The sequence below is a fragment of the Candidatus Dormiibacterota bacterium genome (assembly GCA_036495095.1).
Taxonomy (GTDB): Bacteria; Chloroflexota; Dormibacteria; order Aeolococcales; family Aeolococcaceae; genus CF-96.
Genome location: DASXNK010000004.1, coordinates 1 through 25,188, shown reverse-complemented (window position 1 = coordinate 25,188; position 25,188 = coordinate 1). Strand labels below are relative to the sequence as shown.

Sequence of the window (25,188 nt, the reverse complement as noted above, 5' to 3'; positions counted from 1 at the left end):
GGTTGTACCTGGAGGATGCAGGGATGACGCGGCACACGATCACGCTGATCCCCGGCGACGGTGTCGGCCCGGAGGTCAGCGAGGCGGCGCGCCGCGCCATCGACGCCGCCGGGGCGGACATCGAGTGGGAGATCCACAACGCGGGGCTGGGGGTGGTCGAGCAGTACGGCCAGCCGATGCCCGACCACGTGCTCGAGTCGATCCGCCGCAACCGGGTGGCGATCAAGGGCCCGCTGACCACCCCGGTGGGCAAGGGCATCCGCAGCGTCAACGTGGCGCTGCGCAAGGAGCTCGACCTCTACGCGCTGGTGCGTCCCTGCAAGTGGTACCCGGGGGTGCGCTCGCGATACTCCGAGGTCGACCTGATCATCGTCCGCGAGAACACCGAGGACCTCTACGCCGGGATCGAGTTCGCCGAGGGCAGCGACGAGGCGCTGCGCCTGATCGACACCATCGGCGAGCTCTCCGGGCGCGACATCCGCCGTGACAGCGGGATCAGCATCAAGCCGATCAGCGTCTACGGCACCGAGCGAGTCTTCCACTTCGCCTTCCGCTGGGCCCGCCAGCAGGGGCGGTCGAAGGTGACCGCGGTGCACAAGGCGAACATCATGAAGCACACCGACGGGCTGTGGCTGCGGGTCGCCGAGACGGTCGCCCAGGAGTACCCGGACATCGAGTTCGAGGACCGGATCGTCGACAACATGGCGATGCAGCTGGTGCAGAAGCCCGAGCTGTACGACGTCATGGTGATGCCCAACCTCTATGGCGACATCCTCTCTGACCTCTGCGCCGGCCTGGTCGGCGGCCTGGGGCTGGCGCCCGGGGGCAACATGGGCGACGAGATCGCCCTCTTCGAGGCCACCCACGGCAGCGCCCCCAAGTACGCGGGGCTGAACAGGACCAACCCGATGGCGATGATGCTCAGCGGGGTGATGATGCTCCGCCACATCGGCGAGCCGGAGGCCGCCGAGCGGCTGGAGACGGCGATCTCGGAGGTCATCGCCGAGGGCCGGCGGGTCACCTACGACATGAAGCCCGACCGCGACGACCCCACCGCGGTGGGCACCTCGGAGGTGGCCGACGCGGTCATCGATCGGATGGGGGCGTAGCCGGACCCGTCGCTCCTGTCACGGGTTCGTCAACGGCTCGACGCAGGCGACTTCACCGCGGGCCGGGAGAATCGGTCGTGTGGATCATCCGGGTGGTTCCTCCCAACCTGTTCAGCACCCGTCGGCGAGCGCCGCGGCCCTGCGACGCTCCTGGCGTGAGGGGATCGCCGCCCTCGGCCCTGATGCCGAGCTGCCCGGGCTGCGGTCGCTGCTCGACAACCGGCTGACCGCGCTCGAGCAGCGCGGCACCCTCGACGAGACCTCGCTGCTGGGTGTCGCCGAGGAGGCGGCCCATCTCGCGCTCGAGACCGGCTCCGCGGACCTCGCCCGGGCGTTGAGCAAGCGGCTGCGCCGCTCCATCTACGAGTTCCTCCTCGCCCTCGACGCCGCTCCCGCCAGCTCGCCGCCGGCGGCCCCGGTGGCCCCGCTCGAGCCCGCCCGGCCGGCGCGGTGGGGGCAGGTGCTGATCGGTGTCGAGGAGGTGGAGGCGGCACAGCGCGCCGGTGGCGACCCGGCTCTCGACCTCGACCTCGGCGGCATGGTCGGCGCCGACGACACCGTCACCGCCGAGGTGGCGCGCGCCATCGCCCGCTCCGAGACCGAGCCCGGTCGCGAGCAGGCGTGGAGCGAGGCCGAGGCCGGCCGCCTGGTCGACCTCGCCGACGCCGCCACCGAGGAGGTCTCGGCACTCCGCAGCCTGCTCGAGGAGGCGATGGCCCAGGGGCTGGAGGTCGACCTGCCCGCCCTCGGCGGCGGCGCCGCCCCCGAGCCGCCCCCCGCCTACGCCGCCGCCGCGGCCGCCGCCCAGGCCTATGCCGCCGCCGTGGCCGAGGCCAGGGCCGCCGCCGAGGCCGAGGCCCGGAGCGCCGCCGAGGCCGAGGCCGCCCGGGTTGCCGCCGAGGCGGAGGCTCGCGCCGCCGCGATGCTCGGCGAGATCGAGGACGCCGAGGAGTCGGCCGCGCGCGCGGTGCTGCTGCGCCTCCGCCTGATGGAGGCGCTGCCGCCTCCCGGGGTGCTCGACCCCGAGGCGATGCGGGTGCCGCCGACCTTCCGCCGGGACGCGCCCCCGCCCCCCGCCGCCGCGGGCGCGCCGGCGCCGGCCTCCACGGCCGGGGCGACCATCCACCCCGCGTTCTACACGCTGCCGGCGCCTCAGGCACCGGTGGCGGCGGTGGCGCCGGTGGTGCCGGTCGCCCCCAGCCTCTATCCGATCGCGCCGCGTGACGGCTTCCACCTCACCGATCCCGCGCTGGTGGGCGATGCGATCGCCTCCGCCTCCGTACCCGCGCCGGTGGCTCCGCAGCCGCCGCCGGTGGCGGTGGCGTCGCGCTGGAACCTGCCCGCGGCGCCGCCGTCGCCGCCGGTGATCCCGGCCACCGCCGATGGTGCCGCCGCGGTGCCGGTGCTGCCCCCGCAGGCCCCCGGCGGCTGGAGCGTGCGGCAGTCGCCGCGCCAGCAGATGCTCACCGAGCGGATGGCGCAGAAGCGCCGCGAGGAGGCGGTGCGGGCGGCCCAGGAGGCGGCCGGGATCGCCGCCGCCCTCGCCGAGCCGGAGCGCAAGCGCCGCCGGGGCCGTCAGGCCGCCCCGGACCGGATCCCCGATGTCGCCACCGCCCGCGAGCTGGTGGAGGAGCAGCTGCGCCGCAAGCGCGGCTCCGAGGCCGCCGCGCTGCTCCAGCGCGTCGCCGCCGAGCTGCCCGGGCGCGAGACCGCCGACCTCGCCCTCGACAGCGGCGACCGCTGCCTGGCCCTCGGCCAGAACCGCTCCGCGACCAACTGCTACCTCGCCGGCTGGCGCGCCGACCCCGTCTACGAGGCGCCCCTGTGGCGGCTCGCCGACGTCTGCCTCGCCGACCGAGAGGTCGCCCTCGCCACCGGCTACCTGGAGCGCATCGCCGAGCTGCTGCGCTCACGCGGCGACGACGCCGGCGCCGTCGCCGTCTACCGGAAGATCGTCGCGGTCGCACCCGAGCGCGAGGACATCCGGCGCCTGGTCCGGCTCGCGCAGACGACGGGTCGCCTCGAGGCCTGAGGGCGCCTCGGGCGTCCCTAGCTCGCCGCGGCGAGGATCTCCTCGCCCTGGTCATCGGGGCCGACGAAGGCGAGGCGGACCTGGTCGAGGCCGGCGGCGATCCTCGTCGCGGCCGCCTGCACCTGCTCGGGGCCGACGCCGGCGATCGCACTGGCGCGGTCGTCGGGGGTCTGCAGCGGCAGCCCGGCGCGCCAGCGGGCGGCGTACCAGTGCGCGCTGCTCCCGGCGGTCTCGGTGCTGCGGAGCAGCCGGCCGATCATCGAGGCGCGGGCGGCCTCGAGCTCGTCCTCGCCCACCGGCTCGACGGCGAGGCGGCGCAGCTCGGCGACCGACAGCTCGACCGCCCGGGCCGCGTCCGCGGGCCGTGTGGCGGTCGAGATGGTGAACAGCCCCGCGTCCTCGAAGTACTCGTGGCCGGCGGAGATCCGGTAGCAGAGCCCGTGGCGCTCCCGGACGGTGTGGAAGAGCCGGGACGACATGCCGCTGCCGAGCACGTGGGTCATCACCGCCAGGCTCGCCCGGTCGGGGTCGTGGGCGGGGATGCCGGGCAGCGCCAGCGCCAGGTCGACCTGTGGCTCCTCCTGGGCGGAGAGCGGCCGGATGTTGGCGGTGTAGCGCTCACCCTGCCCCCAGACCGCGGGGATGCGCGGCCGCGGGCTCGCCGTGGGCACGTCGGCGAGCAGCTCGGCGGCCTCCTCGACCCCGAGGCCGGCGCCCCCGCTCACCACCAGCGCCATCGACTCGGGCGAGTAGAAGGAGCGATGGTAGTCGACGATCGCCTCGCGGCTGACCTCGGCGACGACCGACGGATAGCCCGCCGCCGACCACGACATCGGCTGGCCGCCGCCGAAGGCGACGCTGAGCAGCCGGTCTCCGATCCAGCCGGTGGGGCGGAGCAGCCGGGCGGCCAGCTCCTGGAGGACCACGTTGCGCTCGCGCTCCACCTCCTCGGGGGCGAAGAGGGGCCGGCTGAGCATGTCGGTGAGGATGTCGGCGAGCGGCGCCAGGGTGGTCGCCGGGCCCTCGGCGTAGTAGGCGACCTCCTCGGTGTCGGTGTAGGCGTTGGTGATGGCGCCGAGGCGGTCGACCTCGCGGCTGATGTCCATCGTGGTCGGCCGGCGCCGGGTGCCCTTGAAGAACAGGTGCTCGAGGAAGTGGGCGAGACCCGCCGTGGACGCGGACTCATCCCGCGAGCCGGCCCGCACGATGAGCACGACGCCGACGTTGCGGCTGAAGGGGATGGGGGCGTCGAGCAGGGTGACCCCGTTGGGGAGCCGGGTCACCGTCGGGGTGGCAACGTCGGATGTCATGGGTGACAAGTGTGACGGCTCCGCGGCGTGAGGGTGGGGAGGGCTTGCGGACCGAACTGATGTTCGCCTAGGCTGAGTGGCCCATGGCCGACGCCCCCGGCATCGCCGCCCTCCCCGCGGACCACGTCGCCGCCGCCCTCGACCAGCTGCGCCGCCTCCCCGCGCTGTCGGGGCGCATCGTCCACGAGGCCCGGCTCGAGGCCCGCGCGCCGCGCCACGCCCCCTGGCCCGCCGGCCTCCACCCGCTGCTGGTCGAGGCGCTGCGCGCCCGGGGCGTCGACCGGCCCTACTCCCACCAGGCCGAGGCGGTCGAGCGTGCGCTGGCGGGGCGCGACGTGGTGGTGGTCACCCCCACCGCGTCGGGGAAGTCGCTCTGCTACACCCTCCCGGTCCTCGACGCCTGGCTGCGCGACCCCGAGGCCCGCTCGCTCTGGCTGTTCCCCACCAAGGCGCTGGCCCAGGACCAGCTGGCCGCGCTCGGCGACATCGCCGCCCACCTGCCCCCCGGCCTGCGCGCCGCCACCTTCGACGGCGACACCCCGCCGGGGGTCCGCCGCGCGGTCCGGCAGGCGGGCCACATCGTGGTCACCAACCCGGAGATGCTCCACACCGGCGTCCTTCCCCACCACACCGGCTGGGTGCGCCTGTTTCAACAACTCCGCTACGTGGTCATCGACGAGCTGCACAGCTACCGCGGGGTGTTCGGCTCGCACCTCGCCAACGTGCTCCGGCGGCTGCGCCGGCTCTGCCACTTCTACGGCAGCGACCCGGTGGTGATCGCCTGCTCGGCGACGATCGCCAACCCCCGCCAGCTCGCCGAGCGGCTGCTGGAGCGGCCGGTCGACTGCGTCGACGAGAGCGGCGCCCCGCGCGCGGAGCGGCGGCTGTGGTTCTGGAACCCGCCGCTCGTGGACGGCGCCCTCGGGGTGCGCCGCTCGGCGACCCTGGAGGCCCGGCGGCTGACCACCGAGCTGGTGCGCCGCGGCCTGCAGACCCTCGTCTTCACCCGCAGCCGCAGCTCGGTCGAGGTGCTGCTCACCTACCTGCAGCGGCTCCATCCGCCGCCCGCGCCCGGCCGTCCCGGCCCGGTGCGCGGCTACCGCAGCGGCTACCTCCCGCTCGAGCGCCGCGCCATCGAGGCGGGGCTGCGCGACGGCAGCGTCCGCGCCGTGGTCAGCACCAACGCCCTCGAGCTCGGCATCGACGTGGGCCGGCTGGACGCGGCGGTGCTGGTCGGCTACCCGGGCAGCGTGGCCAGCACCTGGCAGCAGCTGGGCCGGGCCGGTCGCCGCGAGACCACCTCGCTGGGGGTGCTGATCGCCACCGACAGCCCCCTCGACCAGTTCCTCGTCACCCATCCCGAGTACCTGCTCGAGGCGCCGCCGGAGTCCGGCCTGATCGATCCCGACAACCTGCTGGTGCTCGGTGGCCACGTCCAGGCGGCCGCCTTCGAGCTCGCCTTCGACGAGGGCGAGCGCTTCGGCCGCGCCGAGGTCGGCGCCCTGCTCGACTGCCTCGCCGAGGACGGGCTGGTGCACCGCTCCGCGGGCCGCTACCTCTGGAGCGCCGACGCCTTCCCCGCCGAGGCGATCAGCCTGCGCACCGCCTGCGCCGGCAACGTGGTGATCATCGACACCAGCACCGTGCCCGACGGCCCCGGGCAGGGGCCGCAGGGGCAGTGGGCGGCAAGCGCAGGGGGCAGGCCCGGCAGCCACGGGCGGGTGGTCGGCGAGGTCGACCAGTTCGCCGCCCCGGTGCTGGTGCACGACGACGCCGTCTACATCCACCAGGGCGCCCAGTACCACGTGGAGCGGCTCGACTGGGAGGAGAAGCGGGCGTACGTGCACCCCGTCACCGTCGACCACCACACCGTGGCCGAGATCCGGCTGTCGATCGCCGTGCTCGAGATCCACGGAGGCCCGGAGGGGGACGGCTGCCGGCGCTGCCACGGCGAGGTGCGCATCAGCCGGCTGGCGGCGATCTACAAGAAGATCCGCTTCCTCACCCACGAGACCATCGGCGCCGGCCCGATCACCCTGCCCGAGCAGGACCTCCACACCTCCGCCGCCTGGCTCGCCTTCGACCCGGCGGCGCTCGGCGGCCTCGACCGGGCCACCATCGAGACCGGGCTGGGCGGGCTCGCCGCCGCCCTCCACCACGCCGCCTGCCTGCTCTGCATGTGCGATCCCCGCGACCTCGGCCGCCACGCCGAGCTGCGGGGCGCGCCGCTGCCGCCGGCCACCGGCGCCCCGGTGGCGCCGCTGCAGCCCGCCGCCGTGACCGAGCCGGCCGAGCAGGTGGCCGGCTGGCGTCCGGCGGTGGAGCGCCGCGAGGGCATCGCCGGCGGCTGGCCGACCGTCTACCTCTACGACACCGTCCCCGGTGGCATCGGCTTCGCCGAGCACCTCTTCGGCGAGCAGGCCAGCCTGCTCGCCGCCGCCCGGGGGCTGGTCGACGGCTGCGGCTGCCGCGCCGGCTGCCCCTCCTGCGTGGGGCCTCCCTCCGCCTCGGTCGACGCCCGGCGCAGCACCCGGGCGCTGATCGACATCGCGGTGGAGAGCTGCAGGGGCAAGGCTGTCATCCCACCGCTCGGCGCGCCAGCGCCGAGAGCCTAGAGAGCCGGGATGGAGGTCGCCGACCGCGCCGCCGCGGTGGCGGCACTGCGCCAGCGGCTGGCCCGCCTCGGCGGCGGGGGCGCACCCACCGCGCCCCGGCCACGGGTCGCCCGCGAGCTCGAGACGGTCGCGGAGCGGCGCGCCGAGGGCGCTCGTCAGGGGGGCTTCGAGCCCCAGGAGGCGGGCGGCGGGATCGCCTGGGTGCGCCGGGTGAGCGTCGACCTGGGGCCGTTCCTGGAGCGCGCCGGCGCCCCCGGGCCGGTCACCGCCGCCCAGCTGCTGCGCCTCACCCTGGGCGACCCCGGCCCGCACCGGCCGCTCTGGGACGCGTCGTCGGCCGCGGTCCTCGACCTCGAGACCCTCGGGCTGCGGGGGAGCGGGGTGCTCGCCTTCCTCGCCGGCATCGGGGTGCCCCGGGGCGACCGCCTCGAGATCGACCAGGTCCTGCTCGTCGACCCCGGGGCGGAGCGGGCGGCCCTGCTCGCCGCTCTGGCGCGGCTGGCCGGCCGCCGGGTGCTGGTCTCCTACAACGGCCGCAGCTTCGACGTGCCCGCGCTGCGCTCACGGCTGGTGGTCAACCGCCTCGATCCCGCGGCGCTCGAGGCGGGGATGCACTGCGACGTGCTGGTTCCGGTGCGCCGCCTCTTCCGCGACCGCCTCGGCGCCTGCACCCTGGGCCGTGCCGAGCGCGACCTGCTCGGTCTGGAGCGCCACGGCGAGGTGCCGGGCTGCGAGGCGCCGGCCCGCTACCAGGCCTGGCTGCGGGGCGCCGGCTGGGGCGTCCTCGAGGGGGTGGTGGTCCACAACCAGCTCGACCTCTGCGCCACGATGGTGCTGGCGGCGCGGGTGGCCGCCCACCTCGAGGGCCGGATGGTGGCGCCGGTCCACCCCGCCGACCGCTACCGGCTCGCCGTCCACCTCGAGCGCAGTGGGGTGGCCGAGTCGGTGGAGGAGCACCTCCGCGCCACCGTCGCCGGGGAGCGGGGGCCGTGGGACCGGCAGGCCGCCCACGCCCTGGCGGCCCGGCTGCGCCGCCGCGGAGGCGCGGCCGAGGCCGAGGCGGTCGAGATCCTCGGACGGCTCTGGCGCGGCCGGCCGAGCGACCTCCGCGCCGCCCGCGCCCTCGCCATCAGCCTGGAACGGCTGCAGCGCCACGCCGAGGCGCTCGCCGTCGCCGAGGGCTCGCTGGAGCTGTGCTCGCGGCTCGAGGGCTGGCGGCTGTCGGCGCTGCGGGGCGCCCCCGCGGGGGGCTGGGTGGTCGACTGGGAGCGGCGCTGCCGGCGGTTACGCGGCCGTCTCGCGGCTCAGAGCCCGCCCCCCGGCCTGGCGCTCGCCGGAGGGGTGGCCGCTCCCGCGCCGGTGTTGGCGAACTGATCGAAGGGGATCTGCCAGTCGCCCTCGCCGTCGCTGGCGTCGGCGGTGAGCGAGCTGCCGGTCACCTGCACGACGTCGCCGATCTGGCTGAACTGGTAGAACTCCTGGGCCCGCGCCGGGCTCAGGTTCACGCAGCCGTGGGACACGTTGGAGCTGCCCTGCGCCCACATCGACCAGGGTGCGCTGTGCACGAAGTAGCCGGACGTGGAGACCGCCGTGTCCCAGTAGACGTGCTCGTAATAGCCGTCGGGTGAGTACCGGGGGATGCCGATCGACTGCGAGTCCATGAGCACGTCGTACTGCTTGTAGCGCACCACCAGCACGCCGCTGATGGTCGGGTTCTTCGCCCGGCCGGCGCTGATCGGATAGGTGTGGACCACCTGGTCGTTGGCGGTGACCGTCATCTGGTGGCTGACGGTGTCGATGGTCGACACGTGCTTCTCGCCGATGACGAAGGAGTAGCCGAAGTCCCCGAGGCCCCAGACGTCGTTGCCGGCGTCGAGGCCGCGCAGGCTGGCGGTGACGGTCACCTTCGTGCCCGGCTGCCAGTACTCCCGGGGCCGCCAGTGCAGCTCGGTGGGGGCGAACCAGTGCCAGGCTCCGGCCGTGGCCGGGACCGACTGCACCGTCACCCGCTGGATCAGCGCCGCCTGCCGCTCCGGCGGGATCGGGGTGTTGAAGCGGAGGATCACCGGCATCCCGACGCCCACGGTGCTGCCATCGGCGGGCTGGGGCGCGGCGGTGAGGCGGCCGGCGGTGGCCTCGGTGGTGAAGCCGGCGCGTGCGATCCCGGTCAGCCCGTTCTGCCCCTTCGCGGTGGCCTCGACCAGGTACTTCGTGACCGGGTCGAAGAGCGCGCTCGAGGTCCAGCTGGCGTGGTCGGCGGACATCTGCCCCGCCAGCGGGGTGGGGTCGGCGACCGAGTGGAGGACCACGGTGTCGAGCCTGCCGTCCATGCTGCTCACCCGCACCGGGGCGTCGAGCTTGACCGAGGCGTCCCCGTCGCCGGGCGAGATGGCGATCACCGGCGGGGCGGCCCTGGGCGCGCCCGCGCCCGCCTGGCCCTGGCCCGCGGCGGACGAGCCGGAGCAGGCGCTGAGCACGACGGAGCCGGCCAGGGCCAGCAGGGCGGCGGGAAGAGAGCGGGGACGCGTGGAGATCATGGGAGGAACCGTAACACCCTGGAACATTTCGGAAAGAACCGTGGCCACCGCGCGGTGCGCAGTCCAAGCCAGAACGCCCCTGCCCACACAGAGGTTTCGCAGTGGGTCAGTCGAGCCGCTCCAGGATCATCGCCATCCCCATGCCGCCGCCGACGCACATCGTCTCCAGCCCGATCCTCCTGTCGAGGGTGCGCAGGCCGTTGAGCAGGGTGCAGGTGATCCGCGCCCCGGTCATGCCGAAGGGGTGGCCGAGGGCGATCGAGCCGCCGAACGGGTTGAGGCGGTCGTCGAAGGCGTCGAGCCCGATCCCCCGGGCGGAGGGGATCACCTGGGCGGCGAACGCCTCGTTGATCTCGACCACGTCGACGTCGTCGATGGTCATCCCCGCCCGCTTCAGCGCCTGCTTCGAGGCCTCGATCGGGCCCAGGCCCATGATCTCGGGCGCGAGCGCGCTCAGCCCGGTCGAGACGATGCGGGCGAGCGGCGTGATCCCCAGCTCGCGGGCGCGGACGTCGGACATCACCACCACGGCGGCGGCGCCGTCGTTCAGCGGGCAGGCGTTGCCCGCGGTGACCCTGCCGTTCTCACGGAAGACCGGCCGGAGGGTGCCGAGCACCTCGGCGGTGGTGCCGGGCCGGGGGCCGTCGTCGCGGCTCACCTCGGCGCCGTCGGGGCGCAGGACCGGGATGATCTCGCGGTCGAAGAACCCGTCGATCTGTGACTGCACCGCCCGGTTCTGGCTGCGCGCCGCGAACCGGTCCATCTCCTCGCGGGAGATCTCCTCGCGATCGGCGACGTTCTCCGCGGTCAGGCCCATGGCGATGTAGACGTCGGGGTAGCCCTCGGGATTCCCCGGCTGGAGGCGCGGATTCTGGCACTGGGGCATGTCCGAGCTGCCGTTGAGGAAGCGGCTGACGGTCTCCACCCCGGCGCTGACGAAGACGTCGCCCTCGCCGGCCCTGATCGCGTGGAAGGCCATCCGCGTGGTCTGGAGCGAGGACGAGCAGTAGCGGGTGATGGTGGTCCCGGGGACGTTGAGGCCGGCGAGCAGGCTCACCACCCGGCCCATGTTGAAGCCCGACTCGCCGCCGGGGAGACCGCAGCCGAGGATGAGGTCGTCGATCTCGCCGCGGTCCAGCTGGGGCACCTGGTCGAGCACCCGGGAGACCACGTGGGCGGTGAGGTCGTCGGGCCGCAGGTCGACGAGTGAGCCCTTCATGGCCCGGCCGATGGGCGAGCGGCCGGCGGCGACGATGACTGCTTCGGGCATGGGATGACGACCTCGGTGGTGGGGATCGGCGTGGCGTTGACGCCGATGTCAAGAGTATGCCTCCCCGCCCTGACGGCGCCTTCCCCGTGCCCCGTATCCTGCCGGGGGGGCGAACCGAGGGGTGGGGGCGGATGGGGGGTTGAAGGAGGAGGCGTCCGTGCAGTACTTCGTCACCGGTGCCACGGGGTTCATCGGGCGCCAGCTGCTGCCGCTCCTGCTCCGCCGCGAGGGCGGGATCGCCGTCCTGGTCCGGCCCGGGTCGACGGCCAGGTTCGAGGCCCTCCGCGAGCGCCTCGACCCCGGGGGCTCCCGGCTGCGGGCGGTCGCCGGCGACATCTCCCAGCCCGGGCTCGGCATCTCCGAGGCCGACCGGGACGGCCTCCGCGGTGCCCAGGTCTTCCACCTGGCGGCCGTCTACGACCTCACCGCCGGCGAGGAGGAGTCCGACCGGGCCAACGTGGAGGGCACCCGCAACACCGTCGCCCTCGCCAACGCCATCGAGGCCGCCCGCCTCCACCACACCAGCTCGATCGCCGTCGCCGGCCGCTTCACGGGGCGGTTCACCGAGGCGATGTTCGACGAGGGGCAGGAGCTCGATCACCCCTACTTCCGCACCAAGCACGCCGCCGAGGCGATCGTCCGCACCGAGAGCGCCGTCCCCTACCGGATCTACCGGCCGGGGATGGTCGTCGGCTCCTCCGAGACCGGCGAGGCCGACCGGGTCGACGGCCCCTACTACGCCTTCAAGCTGATCCAGCGGCTGCGCGACTCGTTCCCCCAATGGGTGCCATTCGCCGGCCCCGAGGGAGGTGAGCTCAACCTCGTCCCCGTCGACTTCGTGGCCCGCGCGATGGACCACATCGCCCACCTGCCGGACCGCGACGGGCAGGTCTTCCACCTCGTCGATCCCGCCCCGCTCAGCCTCGGCGACACCCTCAACACCTTCTGCCGCGCCGCCCACGCGCCCGAGTTCGCGCTGCGCCTCGACCGGCGGATGACCCGGCTGGTGCCGGGGAACGCGCTCGAGCTGATCGGCGGGCTTCCGGCGGTGCGGCGGGTGCGCGGGCAGGTGCTGGAGCGGCTGGGGATCCCCGAGGCGGCGCTCCACTACATGGACTACCCGGCGACCTTCGACGCCGCCAACGCCCAGGAGGCGCTGCGCGGCACCGGCATCGCCTGCCCGCCGCTCCACACCTACGCCTGGAGGGTCTGGGACTGGTGGGAGCGGCACCTCGACCCCGAGCTGCCCACCGAGGCCAACCTGCGCCGCGTTCTCCAGGACCGGGTGGTGCTGATCACCGGTGCCTCCAGCGGTATCGGCCGGGCGGTGGCGCTGCGCGTCGCCGCCGCCGGCGCGATCGTGGCGCTGGTCGCGCGCGGCGCCGAGAAGCTCGAGGAGCTGCGCGCCGAGGTCGAGGCGGCGGGCGGGCGGGCCTCGGTCCACCCCACCGACCTCAGCGACGTCGATGGCTGCCGCGCGATGGTGCGCGGCGTGATCGCCGAGCACGGCCGCGTCGACGTGCTGGTGAACAGCGCCGGCCGATCGATCCGCCGGGCGGTGATGCACTCGCTCGACCGCTTCCACGACTTCGAGCGCACCATGCAGCTCAACTACTTCGGCGCCGTCGCCTGCATCCTCGAGGTGGTCCCGGGGATGCGGGAGCGCGGCCGCGGCCAGGTCATCAACATCTCCAGCATCGGTGCCCAGACCTTCCCGCCGCGCTTCGCCGCCTATGTGGCCAGCAAGGCCGCCCTCGACGGGTTCTCCCGCTGCCTCGCCGCCGAGGTGGCCGCCGACGGCGTCGCCATCACCGAGATCCACATGCCGCTGGTGCGCACCCCGATGATCGCGCCCACCTCGATCTACAAGAGCTTCCCCACCATCAGCCCCGAGGAGGCCGCGGACATGGTGGTGCAGTCGATGATCAGCCGCCCGCCCGAGGTGTCGACCCGGCTCGGCAAGGCGGGCCAGGTCACCAACGCGGTGAGCCCCGGGCTCGCCCAGCTGCTGATGAGCGCCGCCTACGCGGTGCTGCCCGACAGCGCGCCCCGGCCGGACGGGGGGGGCAGGGCGGAGCCGGCCACGGTCAGCCCGGAGGCCTGGGCGGTGGGACGGCTGATGCGGGGGATCCACCTGTAGCCGCCGTCGACGCCGACCTCGCCCTGGCGCTGGAGCTCGCCGACCGCGCCGACCGCATCAGCATGGCCGGCTTTCGCACCGCCCTCGCGGTGGAGCGCAAGCAGGACGGCTCGCCGGTCACCGAGGCCGACCGCGCCGTCGAGCGCGAGCTCCGCACCCGGATCGAGGCCGCCCGTCCCGAGGACGCGCTGGTCGGGGAGGAGTACGGCAGCGCCGGCGGCGGCGCGCGGCGCTGGTTCCTCGACCCGATCGACGGCACCAAGAACTTCGTCCGCGGCATTCCGGTCTTCGCCACCCTGATCGCCCTCGAGGTGGAGGGCGTCATCGAGGTCGGGGTGGTCTCCGCGCCGGCGCTGGGGGCGCGCTGGTGGGCGATGCGCGGCGGCGGCGCGTATGCCTCGGGGCGGCCGGTGCGGGTCTCGACCGTGGCCTCGCTCGACCGGGCCCAGCTCGCCTACGACAGCGTTCCGGGCTTCGCCGTCCGCGGCCTCGAGGCGCCGTTCCTGGGGCTGGCGCGGCGCTGCGCCCGCACCCGTGGCTTCGGCGACTTCTGGTCGCACGTGCTCGTCGCCGAGGGCTGCGTCGAGGTCGCCGTCGAGCCCGAGGTCGCCCCCTGGGACCTGGCTCCGCTGCTGCGGATCGTCGAGGAGGCGGGGGGCCGGTTCACCGACCTGGAGGGCCGGCCGCGCATCGACGGCGGCAGCGCGGTCGCCAGCAACGGGCTGCTCCACGACGAGGTGCTGGAGGCGCTCCGGACACCCTGCTGACTGTCCTACCCTGACGCGCGATCGTCCACTCACCGTCATCAGAACGAGGTCGACATCCCATGCATGAGAAGCTCGATGTCCTCGCCGAGAGGGGATTCGTCGTGCTGCGTGACCACAACGGTCCGCCGGTGCCGGAGAGCGAGTTCCTGGACCTCGACTACATGGACTGGAAGAGCGGCGGCGACACCAACTTCGCGCCCATCGCCTCGGCGCTCGGCGAGATGGAGTGCGGCGGCTTCTGGGACCACGGCAAGCCCGACAAGGACGGCGTGTGGACGAAGAACCGTTCCATCTGCCCGACCCTGGTCGACTACGTCGAGAGTGTCGGTGCGCGCTTTGGACGCGTGCGCGTCATCAAGCTCAATCCGTACGAGTCGGAGCAGGCGGCGCTGCGCCAGCTCCACCTCGACGACAACAACCGGCTGAACCCCGACGGTGAGGGCTGGGTGGTGCGCTCGTGGTTGGAGCTGAGCGACTGCCCCGACTCGTACTTCGTGCTCCGCGAGGACCGCGAGGATCCCGCCACCGAGTCGCGCATCCGGTTGCACCGCGGGATGCAGCTGCTCATCGACACGCAGCGCCTGTACCACGTCGTGTGGCATCCGGGACCCGAGCCGCGGTACGCGCTGATCACGTCGTGGGAGAGCGGTGACGCGCTGCGCCGTTGGGTGGAGAGCCGCATGCCCGAGCGGGTCGGCTGACGCGGTCCGCACACGCCGACTCTCCTTGCGGTGTAACGGAACATCACAGGGTGTTGACGGGAGCGGTCCGCTGCTGCATCCTAGGCAGCACGAAGTTTGGCAATTGTCGGAGGGATCGCCCTACATGATGCGAACCTGCTGGCAGCGCCTGAGGCGCGGCCGGGCCGAGACCTAGAGCCCCGACCACCAGTCCGCACCGCGGGTGCGGACGCGAGTGAAGGGTCAACCTTCGCGGATGGTCTGGGGCAGCGACCGACATCACGGTACTCAGACCGATTCCCGGCTTTGACAGTCGGGTCGAAAGAGATCTTTCGAAGAATAGGGGCCGGCCAAGCGCCGGCCCTTTTCTTTTTACTCGGGAAGGACCACGTCCCGCACGCGTCTCACACACGTGCACTCACACCGAGGTGGCCGGGCCGCGGGCGAGGCGCTCGGTCGCTGCGCGCGTCACCAGGCGTCGCACGTGCGACGACATCGCGAGGGCGCGCAGCGTCAGCGTCGGCGCGGCGTACACGAGGCGTGCGGCCTGGCGCATCCGCCACAGGTGGGTGCGGAGGGTGGCGTCGACGGCGGCGGTGTAGTCGCCGAGGTCGTCGCGGCGGCCCTCGATCACCTCGCCGGCGGCGCGGGCGCCGAGGCGGCCGCTGGCCAGCGCCTCGGCGATGCCCTCGCCGAAGAACGGGTCGGCGAGCCCGGCGGCGTCGCCGAGCAGCGCCACCCGGCCCCGGTGGAGGACCCGCCGGCCGCCCCAGAAGGGGATGCGCCGCCCGGTGGCGCGCTCCGCGGAGAGCTCCTCGAAGTCCAGCCCCACCTGGTCGAGAAAGCGCGCCAGCCGGGGGCGCAGCTCACCGCCGAGGCCGGTGCGGCCGGTGACGATGCCGGCGTTCCACCAGCCCTCGTGGCCCACCTTGGGGAACGCCCACGCGTAGCCGCCGGGGACGGCGTAGTCGAAGACGAAGGCGTCGTCCCTCGGCGGGGCGACTCGGGCCCGTCCCTCCAGCTCCAGGGCCACCGCCATGGTGCCGGCGGTGGGCGCCAGGCCGAGCGCGGAGCGCAGCGGGGCCTCCGCCCCGGTGGCGAGCAGCACCGCCGCGGCCCGGTAGCGGCCGGCGCCGGTGCGCACCTCGACCCCGCCGGCGTCGGGCTCGAGGGCCGTCACCGCCTCCTGGTGGTGGAGCTCGGCGCCCGCCTGCTCCGCGGCCTCCCCGATGCGCCGGTCGAGGTCGCGGCGGCGGACCATCAGCACCCCCTCGGCGCCGAGGGCCACGCGCACCGCCCGCCGGGGACCGCAGCGGAGGTCGGCGATGCCGACCCTGGCCACCACCAGGTCGTCGATCGGCACCTCGAGGTCGCGCCAGGAGCGCACCGTCAGCCCGCCTCCGCAGGGCTTGTCGCGGCCGGGGCGCGCCTTCTCGAGGACCAGCACCCGGCGGCCCTGGCGGGCGAGATGGAGGGCGGCGAGCGCGCCGGCGGGGCCGGCGCCGACGACCACGGCGTCGTGGGTGAGGGCGGCCACCCCGCGACGCTACGGCCCGCCGCTCCCGCGGCGCAACCGGCGCCCCACCGGCCGTCTACCCTGGGGCCGATGCTGCGGGCTGCGCTGGTCGACGTCGGGGGCACCCTCTGGCCCGACCGCGCCACCGCATCGCCTCCGCCCGGGGATGCGGTCCGGCGCCTCGCCGGGGTGCTGCCCGGCGCCGCTCCCGACCTCCTCGAGCGGCTCCGCGCGGCCCTGGAGGAGGCGGTGACCGGGTTCTCCGGCGAGCTCGTCCAGGACACCGACGGCCTGGTGCTCGAGGTGGCCGGGCGGCTGGGGATGCCCCTCACCGCCGCGGCGGCGGCGGCGGTGCGGAGCGCGATGAACGCTCCCGCCGCCGGCCTCGTCGAGCTCTTCGCGGGTGCCGAGCGGCTGCTCCGCACCCTCGGCGAGCTGGGGCTGCGCACGGTGATCGTCAGCAACGCCTACTGGCGCGACGCCGCGACCTATCGGTGCGACCTCGAGGCCTTCGGGCTGCTGTCGCTGGTCGACGGCATCGTCTCCTCGGTCGACGTCGGCCGGCGCAAGCCCGACCCGGCGATGTTCCTCGCCGCCCTGCCGCTGGCCGGGTGCGAGGCCGGAGAGTGCGTGATGATCGGCAACATCGAGGAGAAGGACGTGCTCCCCGCGCTCAGCCTCGGGATGCGCGCGATCCGGGTCGCGCCGGGGGCGTCGCACCCCCCGGTGAGCGCCGCCCACGCCTCCGTGACCAGCCTGGACGCGGCCGCCGCCGCGGTGCGCGAGCTGACCCGGCTGGGCTGACCCGCGGGACGAACAGGGGTTCCCCAAAGCCCCACGGGTTGTGCTACGGTCTCGACGGCTCCCCAACATGTAGGGGGGCTGGGCCACGACCCCGGTCGACCGGACTCCCTCGGCGGGCACTGCATGCACTCCTTCGTCCAACTCCTGCGCTCGGCTCTTCTCTCCCTCTCTGCCGGGGGTCGTGGCTCACCCAGGATCCGCCGGTGGGCGGCGTGGCGGGGCTCGATGCCACCGGCCTCCGTCCCACCGACCACCGGCGGATCCACCGCCCCGGCCCCCACCGCGGCGCCGTCCGCCATCGTGGCGCCCGAGCCACCCGCGGTCCCGGTCCCGCCCACCCCGCCGGCCGCGCCCCCCGAGCCGGCGCCCCCCGACCTGCACCTGCCCGTTCTGCCGCCGCCGCGGCTGGAGCTGCCGGCGGCGGTTGCGATGGGGGCGCCGGCGGCGCGGCCGGTCTCGGTGGCCGGGTTCGTGGCCGCCGAGCTGCGCTCGATCCCCGCCCAGTGGATCGAGGAGGCCAGCGGCCGCCGCGCCCCCGCCGAGCCGGTGGGCGGGCGCGCCCTGGTGGTCGAGGGCGGCGCCGCGGTGGCGGTGGCGACCGCGCCCGCACCGCGCCCGGTCACCGCGGCCCGGGTCCACCTCGTCGCCGTCCCGGATGTCGAGGAGGGGGGTGGGGGAGGAGTCCCCCAGGCGGAGGCGCGGCCCGGGGCCGCAGAGCTGCCGCCGGGCTGGCCGCTGGCGCTGGCGGCGATCATCCGTCCCTGCCCCATGCCCGACGGCGCGCGGCTCTTCGGCCCGCTGCACTCGAGCTACGTCGACGGCCCCTCGCTGCTCCGCGAGCTCGGCGGCCGCGGGCACAGCGGCGCCCTGGTCACCGCCGGCGGGGGGCGCGCCCAGGCGGCGATCCTCCACCGCGGCGACGTGGTCGCCCTGCTCGCCACCGGCCGCAACGGCACCCGCCGGCTGGAGAGCCTCCGCCTCCCCCTCGCCGGGCAGGAGGAGGAGCACGACCTGACCGTGCCCGTCTACCTTCCCGAGGTGGCCCTGGCGCTGGCACAGATGGTCAACCTGGTGGCCCGGTTCCGCCGCCTGCACGCCTCCTTCGTGCGCCTTCCCGCGCTCCTCGAGCACCTCGCCGAGAGCCGGGTGACCGGCGGCGTCCGGGTGGTCACGGCGTCCGACGTCGGCGTGCTGCTGCTCAGCGACGGCACCGTGCTCGGCGCCTACACCGCCCGCCACCCCGCCCTCGACGAGCCCGAGCTGGTCACCCGGCTGTGCGCCGCCGGCGACGCCGAGATCGACGTTCACGCCGCCCCCGCGCCGGGCTCTCCTCCGGCGATCACGGTGGCCCGCCTGCTGGGCTGAGTCGCGCCCCCATCCGGCATCATCCCGGTGACGTCGGCGAGTGAACGGAGGCCCACGTGCTCACCCTCGGCTACAAGGCATCCGCAGAGCAGTTCGGTCCGCGCGAGCTCCTCGACTTCGGCATCCTCGCCGAGGAGGTGGGGTTCGACTCGGTCGTGATCAGCGATCACTTCCAGCCCTGGCGCCACGTCGGTGGCCACGCCCCCTTCTCCTTCGCCTGGCTCGGCGCGCTCGGCGAGCGCACCCGGCGGGTGCGGTTGGGCACCAGCGTGGTCACCCCGACGCTGCGCTACCACCCCGCGATCGTGGCCCACGCCACCGCCACCCTCGGCTGCCTCGACCCCGGCCGGGTCTTCCTCGGGGTGGGCACCGGCGAGGCGATGAACGAGGTGCCCGTGGGGGTCACCTGGCCGGACCAGAAGGAGCGCTTCGCCCGGCTCCGCGAGGCCTGCGAGCTGATCAGGCGGCTCTGGACCGAGGAGCGGGTGACCTACGAGGGCACCTACTTCCGCACCCACATGGCCACCCTCTACGACCGCCCGGATCCGCCCCCCGGCCTCTACGTCGCCGCCTCCGGCCCGGCCGCGGCGCGCCTCGCCGGACGGCTGGCGGACGGCTTCATCTGCACCAGCGGCAAGGCCCCCGAGCTCTACCGCGACACCCTCATCCCGGCGGTGCGCGAGGGGCTGGACAAGGCGGGCCGCGATCCATCCGAGATCGAGCTGACCATCGAGATGAAGGTCTCGTACGACACCGACCGGCAGAAGGCGATGGAGGACACCCGCCACTGGGGCGCGCTGGCGCTCTCCGCCGAGGAGAAGGTGGGCGTCGAGGACCCGATCGAGATGGAGCGGCTCGCCGACGCGCTGCCGGTGGAGCGCACCGCCTCGCGCTTCATCGTGTCGAGCGACCCCGAGGAGCAGATCGCCGGCATCCGCCCCTACCTCGAGCTCGGCTTCACCCACCTCGTGTTCCACCATCCCGGGCCCGACCAGGCGCGTTTCCTGCGGCTCTACGCCGAGCAGGTCCTGCCCCGGCTGCGCGCCCTCGACAGCTCGGGCTGAAGCCCGGCCGGGGCACGCTGGCATACTCCCGGCTGCAGGGGAACGGCCAGGGGGAAGGCTGTCACCCGCAGAGCAGATCCGCGGATGATGGCCTGGGGGAGGCCCCCCCAGACAAGGAGGAATCGAGCATGGCGGTCACGGCGCGGCCCGGGCGTGATGCGGCTCCGAACATGACCGACTACGAGGCGGAGCGCGCCCGCTTCCGGCTCGACGTGCCGCGGCGCTTCAACTTCGTGCTCGACGTGCTCGAGCGTCAGGCGGCGAGTGGACCCGACCGCCCCGCGCTGCTCTCGCTCGACGCCGCCGGCGGGGTGGTCTCCCGCCAGAGCTATGCCGACCTCTGCCGCGAGAGCCGCCGCATGGCCAACGCGTACACCGCGCTCGGCGTCGGCAGGGGCGATCCCGTCTTCGTGATGCTGCCGAGGATCTCGGAGTGGTACACGGCGGTGCTCGGCGCCATCCGCATCGGCGCCATCGCGATGCCGGCCCCGACCATGCTCACCAGCCGCGACGTGCGCTACCGGATCGAGCGCTCCGGCGCGGTGGCGGCGGTGGTCGACACCGACGGCGCGGCGAAGGTCGACGCCGTCCGCGACCAGCTGCCCACGCTGCGCACCAACGTGGTGGTGGGGGAGGCCCCGTCGGCCATCTGGCTCCCGCTCGCCGGCCTGCTCGCCGCCGCCGGCGACGGCGACACCGCCGCCGACCCCACGGCGAGCGACGACCCCATGCTCGTGTACTTCACCAGTGGCACCGTCGCCTACCCGAAGATGGTGCTGCACCCGCAGTCCTACGCCATCGGCCACGCCGCCATCACCGCCCGGTACTGGCAGGACCTGCGCGCCGACGACGTGCACTGGACCATCTCCGACACCGGCTGGGCGAAGGCCGCCTGGGGCAAGCTGTTCGGCCAGTTCGCCGCCGGCGTCGAGGTGGTGAACATGAACATGGGCCGGCCCGACGCCGACCTGATCCTCGACGTGGTCGCGCGCAACGGCATCACCACGTTCTGCGCGCCGCCGACGCTCTACCGGATGCTGGTGCTCACCGACATCCGGGGTCACGATCTCGGGGGGCTGCGCCACTGCATGAGCGCGGGCGAGCCCCTCAACCCCGAGGTGATGCGGGTGTGGGAGGACGGCACCGGCGGCCTCACCGTCTACGACGGCTACGGCCAGACGGAAACAGTCAACGTTGTCGCCAACTACCGGTGCATGCCGGTGCGCGCCGGCTCGATGGGCAAGCCCACGCCGGGCATGGACGTGCAGATCGTCGACGACGAGGGCAATCCCGTCCCCGACGACGAGGAGGGGAACATCGCGGTGCGGGTGCGGCCCGACCGCCCCATCGGCATGTTCCGCGAGTACTGGCACGACCCCGACGCGACCGCCGCCTGCCACGTCGGCGACTGGTACCTCACCGGTGACCACGCCCGCCGGGACGCCGACGGCTACCTCTGGTTCGAGGGTCGCGCCGACGACGTCATCACCAGCTCGGCGTACCGCATCGGTCCCTTCGAGGTGGAGAGCGCGCTGGTCGAGCATCCCGCGGTCGCCGAGGCGGCGGTGGTGGGCAGGGAGGACCCCGAGCGCACCCAGATCGTCACCGCCTTCTGCATCCTGGTCCCCGGCGTCGAGGGAACCCCGGCGCTGGCCAGGGAGCTGCAGGACCACGTGCGCACCGTGACCGCCCCCTACAAGTACCCGCGCGAGGTCCACTTCGTCAGCGAGCTGCCCAAGACGGTGAGCGGCAAGATCCGCCGCACCGAGCTGCGCCAGCGGCTGCGCGAGGGCCTGCAATAGCCGCGGGCGGGAGACGGCCTCCCGTCCGGGTCGCGGTCACCGGCGGGGCGGGGTTCATCGGGTCGCACACGGTCGAGGCGCTCGCCGCCGGCGGCGGCTCGGTGCTCGTCATCGACGACCTCAGCCACCCCTGCGGCGCGGCGCCGCCGCCGGGGGTGGAGGTGCTCGAGGCCGACTGCGGCGGCCCGGCGGCGGCCAGGGGGCTGCGTGCCTTCGCCCCCGACGCGGTGCTCCACCTCGCCGCCCGGGGCGGGGTGGCGCACGCGCTCCGCGATCCCGCCGCCCAGGTGCGGGCGGTGCTCGCCGCCACCGTCGCCCTCTACGAGGCGGCCTGCGCCGCGGGGGCGCGCCGCATCGTCAGCGCCTCGTCCGGAGGCGCGGTCTACGGCGACCCCGCCCGGCTGCCCGCCCACGAGGGGCTGGCGCCCCGGCCGCGCTCGGCATATGGGGCGGGCAAGCTCGCCGAGGAGGGCTACCTCGCCGCCGCCCGCCAGCGCCACGGGGTCGAGGGGCTGTCGCTGCGCTACGGCAACGTGTACGGCCCCCGCCAGGACGGCACCGGCGAGGCCGGGGTGGTGGCGATCACCTGCCACCGCCTCCGCGCCCGCCGCCCGCCTCTGGTGGTGGGGAGCGGCGAGCAGACCCGCGACTTCGTCTTCGTCCTCGACGTGGTCGCCGCCAATCTCGCCGCCCTCGCAGCCCGCCGCTCCGGCTTCGTCAACGTCGGCACCGGCGAGCAGACCAGCGTCCGCCGGGTGGTGGAGATCCTGCTCGACCGTGGCGGCGGCGGTGGCGGCGTGGAATCCGCCCCCGCCCGTGCCGGTGAGGTGGCGCGGGTGAGCCTCGACGGCGCGCGGGCACGTCGCTGGCTGGGCTGGGAGCCCCGGACCGCGGTGGAGGACGGCCTCGCCGCCACCGCCGCCTGGTTCGGGCTGGAGCCGGCGCGAGCCTAACCCTGGGCGCGGGCCAGGGCGACGCCGATGATCACCTCGATCGCGGCCCACACCGGCAGCGTCCGCCAGGCGATCGAGATCCAGGGGATGGGGGTGCGGATGAGCCGGGTCTGCTGGAGCCAGAACAGCAGCGCCAGCGAGACCCCCTCTGCGAACCCGAGCGCCCCCAGCAGCCGGTAGCCGTGGGGAGAGCCGGCGTAGCCACCGCGGACCGCCGACCACGCCACCAGGTAGAGGCCGAGGGCGACCAGGAAGCAGACGCTCTCCCGATAGCGGCGCAGCGGTCGCTGCGGCCTGGTGGCACCGGGGGGAGGAGCGCCGGATCTCACGGTGCCCACAGTGTCGCTCACCGGGGCCGTGCGCGCGAGGGGTCGAGCGCCCGATTCCCTGCGTTCGCGGTGGACACCCGCGCCGAGTGCCGACGATGATGTCGGGACACCCCGCCCCACCAACGCTCCCGCCCACCCAGAGGACCGCCGTGCGCGCAGGCCGCCATGTCCTGCGCGGCCTCGCCGCCGCGCTGGTGCTCACCGCCGCCGTCCCCACCGCCCGGGCGGCGGCTCCGCCGGCCGCGCCGGTGGTGCCCGGCCTCCAGCAGCTGCGCGTCGCCGGCGCGGTCGACCGGGGGACGATCGCCCCGCGACGGCTCGACCTCACCCTGGTGCTGCCCCTCCGCGACCCCGCCGGGGCCGCGGCCCTGGCCGCCGCGCTCGGCCGCCCCGCCGACCCGGCCCACCACCGCTTCCTCGCCGCCGGCGAGTTCGCGACGCGCTTCGGCGCCGAGCCGGCCTCGGTGGCGGCGGTCGCGGAGTGGGCGCGGCGGACCGGGCTCGCGGTGACGTCGGTCTCCGCCGCCCGCACCCTGGTGCGCCTCAGCGCGCCCAGCCCGGTGGTCGAGGCCGCCCTCGGGGTGCGGCTCCACGCCTACCACGCGCCCGGCCTCGACTACGTCGCGCCCGACCGCGACGCCCGGCTCCCCGACGGCCTCGCCGGCCGGGTGCGGGCGGTGCTCGGCCTCGGCGACCTCGGCCGTCTCGAGCCCACCCTGCGCCGGCCCGCGGAGCCGCCGCCCATCCCCGACGGGGTGCCGCCGCCGCCACCGTCGGTGCACCTCTCCCGCCACGGGCCGGCCGACCTCTGGCGCTTCTACGACGCGCCCCCGGCGGTGCGCGGCGCCGGCCAGACCGTCGCCGTGCTCGCCGCCGGCGACGTGAGCCACGCCCGCAGCGACCTCGCCCTCTTCGAGAGCCGCCGCGGCCTGCCCCGGGTGCGCTGGACCACCGTGCCGGTGGGCACGCCCTCCACCGACCTCGCCGGCTCACCGGAGTGGGACCTCGACACCCAGGTCTCGACCGGGATGGCGCCGGACGTCACCGACCTGCTGGTCTACGACACCACCTCGCTGAGCAGCGGCGACGTCGCCTCGATGATGGCGCGCTGGGTGACCGACGACCGCGCCCCCCAGGCGAGCGCCTCGTTCGGCGCCTGCGAGAGCGTCGCCTACCTGACCGGCGTCGTCGACGCCCTCGACCCGCTGATGCTCCAGGCGGTCACCCAGGGGCAGAGCCTCTTCGCCGCGAGCGGCGACAGCGGCTCGTTCTGCCCCGCGGTGGTGGGCGTCAACGGCATCCCCGCGGGGCTGCCCGGCCCCCTGTACCCGGCGTCCAGTAGCGCCGCGGTGAGCGTCGGCGGCACCACCATCACCGGCCAGCCCGGGGCGGTGAGGGAGGTCGCGTGGAAGGCCGGTGGCGGCGGCATCTCGCAGGTGGAGCGGCCCGGCGCCTACCAGTCGGGCGCCGGGGGCAGCTTCCTGGGGGTGGGCCGCGGCACCCCCGACGTGAGCCTCGACGCCGATCCCCTGAGCGGCTACTCGGTGGTGGTCGACGGCAGGGAGATGATCTACGGCGGCACCAGCGCCAGCGCGCCCGCCTGGCTCGGGGTCTGGGCGCGCGCCCAGCAGGCCCATGGTGGCGGGCTGGGGTTCGCCGACCAGGTCATCTACCGGGTGCCCGCCGCCGCCTTCAACGACATCGTCGCCGGCTCGCAGGTGCTCCACGCCGCCACCCCGGGGTGGGACTACTGCACCGGCCGCGGCACCCCCGACATCGCCGCCTTCGTGGCCGCGGCGTAGCCGGCCACGGCGGCGCGTTGACAGCGGCGCCGTGGCACCGCCATCCTGCAGCCCCCTCGGCGGTGGCACTCCAAGGCGGTGGTGGATGATCGGTCGGCGTCGCCTGGCCGGGCTGGGCCTGCTCGCGCTCAGCCCCGCAGCCGCCGTGCTCACCAGCCTGGCCGGGCACCGCTCGGTGGCCTCGGCCGAGGTCCGGGTGAGCCTGGCGGGCAGCGTCCCGGAGTGGGCGGTGCCGGCGCAGCGGGAGGCGCCGGTGCCGGGCTCGGAGCTGGTCGACCTCGCCGTCTACATGTCGTGGCGCAACCCCGAGGAGGCGCTGCGGCTCGCCGAGGCGGTCTCCGACCCGCGCAGCCCGCGCTACGGCCGTCACCTCGGCGCCGGCGAGTTCCGCGAGCGCTTCGCCCCGGCCGCCGCCGACGTCGAGGCGGTGGCCGCCTGGCTTCGGGGCCAGGGGCTGCGGGTCGTCGACATCCCCGCCAACCGGCACTACGTCGCCGCCGAGGGCACCGCCGCGCGGGTCGCGGCCGCCTTCGGCACCGGCCTCGCCGGCTATCGCGTCGGCGACCGGGTGCTCCGCGGGCCCACGGTGGCGCCGTCGATGCCGGCCCTGCACGGCGTCGTGGCGGTCAGCGGCCTCGACGAGGGCGGCGCCGCGGTCCGCCCCGACCACGCCATCGCCGGGCCGGCGGCACCCGCAGGATTCGTGAATGCACCACCGTGCAGCGCCTGGTGGGGCGAGCGCCTCGCCACCGAGCTGCCTCCCGCCTACGGGACGGTGCCGCCCTACGTGCCCTGCGGCTACAGCGCGGTGCAGCTGCGCACCGTCTACGGCCTCGCCGATGCCGAGCGGGACGGCCTCGACGGGCGCGGCCAGACGGTGGCGGTCACCGACGCCTACGCCAGCCCCACCATCCGCGCCGACGTCGACCGCTACTCACGGAGCCGCGGGTTGGTGCCCCTCGGCCGCGACCAGCTCACCGAGATCCCGGCGCGGCCGCTCACCAGCCCCCAGGCGGGCACCCACTGCGACCCCGGGGGCTGGTACGCGGAGGAGAGCCTCGACGTGGAGGCCGTCCACCTCCTCGCTCCCCGG

General features: G+C 75.0%; 19 protein-coding genes. 14 read left to right on the top strand and 5 right to left on the bottom strand.

Annotated features, from left to right (window positions below; genetic code table 11):
* The first annotated feature begins 23 nt into the window (after positions 1-23).
* Both VGL20_00285 and VGL20_00280 read left to right on the top strand, forming a co-directional pair.
* Positions 24-1,109 carry an isocitrate/isopropylmalate dehydrogenase family protein gene (locus tag VGL20_00285; protein ID HEY2702104.1) on the top strand — a complete coding sequence of 362 codons (1,086 nt, stop codon included), beginning with the start codon at positions 24-26 and terminating at the stop codon, positions 1,107-1,109.
* Positions 1,110-1,188: 79 nt separating this feature from the next.
* Complete coding sequence (locus tag VGL20_00280) at positions 1,189-3,141, top strand: hypothetical protein (GenBank protein ID HEY2702103.1); 1,953 nt, start codon at positions 1,189-1,191, stop codon at positions 3,139-3,141.
* Between the two features lie 17 nt (positions 3,142-3,158).
* Here VGL20_00280 and VGL20_00275 read toward each other — a convergent pair whose 3' ends face one another.
* A complete protein-coding gene (locus VGL20_00275) occupies positions 3,159-4,451 on the bottom strand; it encodes a pitrilysin family protein (protein HEY2702102.1) in 1,293 nt (430 codons plus the stop codon).
* Positions 4,452-4,534: 83 nt separating this feature from the next.
* Here VGL20_00275 and VGL20_00270 point away from each other — a divergent pair, with 83 nt between their 5' ends.
* Together VGL20_00270 and VGL20_00265 are read left to right on the top strand one after the other, a co-directional pair.
* The gene (locus tag VGL20_00270; protein HEY2702101.1) at positions 4,535-7,066 is read left to right on the top strand and encodes a DEAD/DEAH box helicase; all 2,532 of its coding nucleotides are present in this window, start codon (positions 4,535-4,537) and stop codon (positions 7,064-7,066) included.
* Between the two features lie 9 nt (positions 7,067-7,075).
* Complete coding sequence (locus VGL20_00265) at positions 7,076-8,440, top strand: ribonuclease H-like domain-containing protein (protein ID HEY2702100.1); 1,365 nt, start codon at positions 7,076-7,078, stop codon at positions 8,438-8,440.
* On the opposite strand, the gene VGL20_00260 is transcribed toward VGL20_00265, so the two are convergent.
* Both VGL20_00260 and VGL20_00255 read right to left on the bottom strand, forming a co-directional pair.
* Positions 8,371-9,603 (bottom strand): Ig-like domain-containing protein, encoded by a 1,233-nt coding sequence (locus VGL20_00260; GenBank protein HEY2702099.1) that lies wholly within the window; start codon positions 9,601-9,603, stop codon positions 8,371-8,373. The genes VGL20_00265 and VGL20_00260 overlap by 70 nt on opposite strands.
* 106 nt (positions 9,604-9,709) lie before the next feature.
* Positions 9,710-10,873, bottom strand: a complete 1,164-nt coding sequence (locus VGL20_00255; protein ID HEY2702098.1) for an acetyl-CoA C-acetyltransferase — start codon at positions 10,871-10,873, stop codon at positions 9,710-9,712.
* A 157-nt stretch (positions 10,874-11,030) separates the two neighbouring features.
* On the opposite strand from VGL20_00255, the gene VGL20_00250 reads away from it, so the two are divergent.
* Genes VGL20_00250 through VGL20_00240 form a run of 3 tightly spaced genes read left to right on the top strand, consistent with a single transcriptional unit; the run spans position 11,031 to position 14,481 of the window.
* On the top strand, positions 11,031-13,013 hold the full coding sequence (locus VGL20_00250) for an SDR family oxidoreductase (protein ID HEY2702097.1): 1,983 nt from the start codon (positions 11,031-11,033) through the stop codon (positions 13,011-13,013).
* Positions 12,974-13,780, top strand: coding sequence for an inositol monophosphatase family protein (locus VGL20_00245; protein HEY2702096.1), 807 nt, complete (start codon positions 12,974-12,976; stop codon positions 13,778-13,780). Before VGL20_00250 ends, VGL20_00245 begins: the two co-directional genes overlap by 40 nt.
* A 59-nt stretch (positions 13,781-13,839) precedes the next feature.
* Positions 13,840-14,481, top strand: a complete 642-nt coding sequence (locus VGL20_00240; GenBank protein HEY2702095.1) for a hypothetical protein — start codon at positions 13,840-13,842, stop codon at positions 14,479-14,481.
* A gap of 397 nt (positions 14,482-14,878) precedes the next feature.
* Here VGL20_00240 and VGL20_00235 read toward each other — a convergent pair whose 3' ends face one another.
* Positions 14,879-15,997, bottom strand: a complete 1,119-nt coding sequence (locus VGL20_00235) for a geranylgeranyl reductase family protein (GenBank protein ID HEY2702094.1) — start codon at positions 15,995-15,997, stop codon at positions 14,879-14,881.
* Positions 15,998-16,066: 69 nt separating this feature from the next.
* On the opposite strand from VGL20_00235, the gene VGL20_00230 reads away from it, so the two are divergent.
* From VGL20_00230 to VGL20_00210, 5 genes are all read left to right on the top strand, one after another.
* Complete coding sequence (locus VGL20_00230) at positions 16,067-16,780, top strand: HAD family hydrolase (GenBank protein ID HEY2702093.1); 714 nt, start codon at positions 16,067-16,069, stop codon at positions 16,778-16,780.
* 300 nt (positions 16,781-17,080) lie between these two features.
* Entirely contained in the window at positions 17,081-18,145 is a 1,065-nt protein-coding gene (locus VGL20_00225; protein HEY2702092.1) for a hypothetical protein, read from the top strand.
* 56 nt (positions 18,146-18,201) lie between these two features.
* The gene (fgd, locus tag VGL20_00220) at positions 18,202-19,209 is read left to right on the top strand and encodes a glucose-6-phosphate dehydrogenase (coenzyme-F420) (protein HEY2702091.1); all 1,008 of its coding nucleotides are present in this window, start codon (positions 18,202-18,204) and stop codon (positions 19,207-19,209) included.
* A 128-nt stretch (positions 19,210-19,337) separates the two neighbouring features.
* On the top strand, positions 19,338-21,011 hold the full coding sequence (locus VGL20_00215) for an acyl--CoA ligase (GenBank protein ID HEY2702090.1): 1,674 nt from the start codon (positions 19,338-19,340) through the stop codon (positions 21,009-21,011).
* A complete protein-coding gene (locus VGL20_00210; GenBank protein ID HEY2702089.1) occupies positions 21,008-21,964 on the top strand; it encodes an NAD-dependent epimerase/dehydratase family protein in 957 nt (318 codons plus the stop codon). Before VGL20_00215 ends, VGL20_00210 begins: the two co-directional genes overlap by 4 nt.
* Here VGL20_00210 and VGL20_00205 read toward each other — a convergent pair.
* A complete protein-coding gene (locus VGL20_00205; GenBank protein HEY2702088.1) occupies positions 21,961-22,293 on the bottom strand; it encodes a hypothetical protein in 333 nt (110 codons plus the stop codon). The two genes, VGL20_00210 and VGL20_00205, sit on opposite strands and share 4 nt — an antisense overlap.
* 149 nt (positions 22,294-22,442) lie before the next feature.
* On the opposite strand from VGL20_00205, the gene VGL20_00200 reads away from it, so the two are divergent.
* Together VGL20_00200 and VGL20_00195 are read left to right on the top strand one after the other, a co-directional pair.
* Positions 22,443-24,095 carry a S53 family peptidase gene (locus tag VGL20_00200; GenBank protein HEY2702087.1) on the top strand — a complete coding sequence of 551 codons (1,653 nt, stop codon included), beginning with the start codon at positions 22,443-22,445 and terminating at the stop codon, positions 24,093-24,095.
* A gap of 85 nt (positions 24,096-24,180) precedes the next feature.
* Positions 24,181-25,188 (top strand): protease pro-enzyme activation domain-containing protein (locus tag VGL20_00195; GenBank protein HEY2702086.1); only part of this gene is annotated, 1,008 nt, incomplete at its 3' end.

Excerpts from the sequence above, each read along its gene's own strand:
- VGL20_00285 (HEY2702104.1), top strand. The coding sequence starts at position 24 with ATGACGCGGCACACGATCACGCTGATCCCCGGCGACGGTGTCGGCCCG.
- VGL20_00275 (HEY2702102.1), bottom strand. The coding sequence starts at position 4,451 with ATGACATCCGACGTTGCCACCCCGACGGTGACCCGGCTCCCCAACGGG.
- VGL20_00270 (HEY2702101.1), top strand. The coding sequence starts at position 4,535 with ATGGCCGACGCCCCCGGCATCGCCGCCCTCCCCGCGGACCACGTCGCC.
- VGL20_00265 (HEY2702100.1), top strand. The coding sequence starts at position 7,076 with ATGGAGGTCGCCGACCGCGCCGCCGCGGTGGCGGCACTGCGCCAGCGG.
- VGL20_00260 (HEY2702099.1), bottom strand. The coding sequence starts at position 9,603 with ATGATCTCCACGCGTCCCCGCTCTCTTCCCGCCGCCCTGCTGGCCCTG.
- VGL20_00255 (HEY2702098.1), bottom strand. The coding sequence starts at position 10,873 with ATGCCCGAAGCAGTCATCGTCGCCGCCGGCCGCTCGCCCATCGGCCGG.
- VGL20_00240 (HEY2702095.1), top strand. The coding sequence starts at position 13,840 with ATGCATGAGAAGCTCGATGTCCTCGCCGAGAGGGGATTCGTCGTGCTG.
- VGL20_00230 (HEY2702093.1), top strand. The coding sequence starts at position 16,067 with ATGCTGCGGGCTGCGCTGGTCGACGTCGGGGGCACCCTCTGGCCCGAC.
- VGL20_00215 (HEY2702090.1), top strand. The coding sequence starts at position 19,338 with ATGGCGGTCACGGCGCGGCCCGGGCGTGATGCGGCTCCGAACATGACC.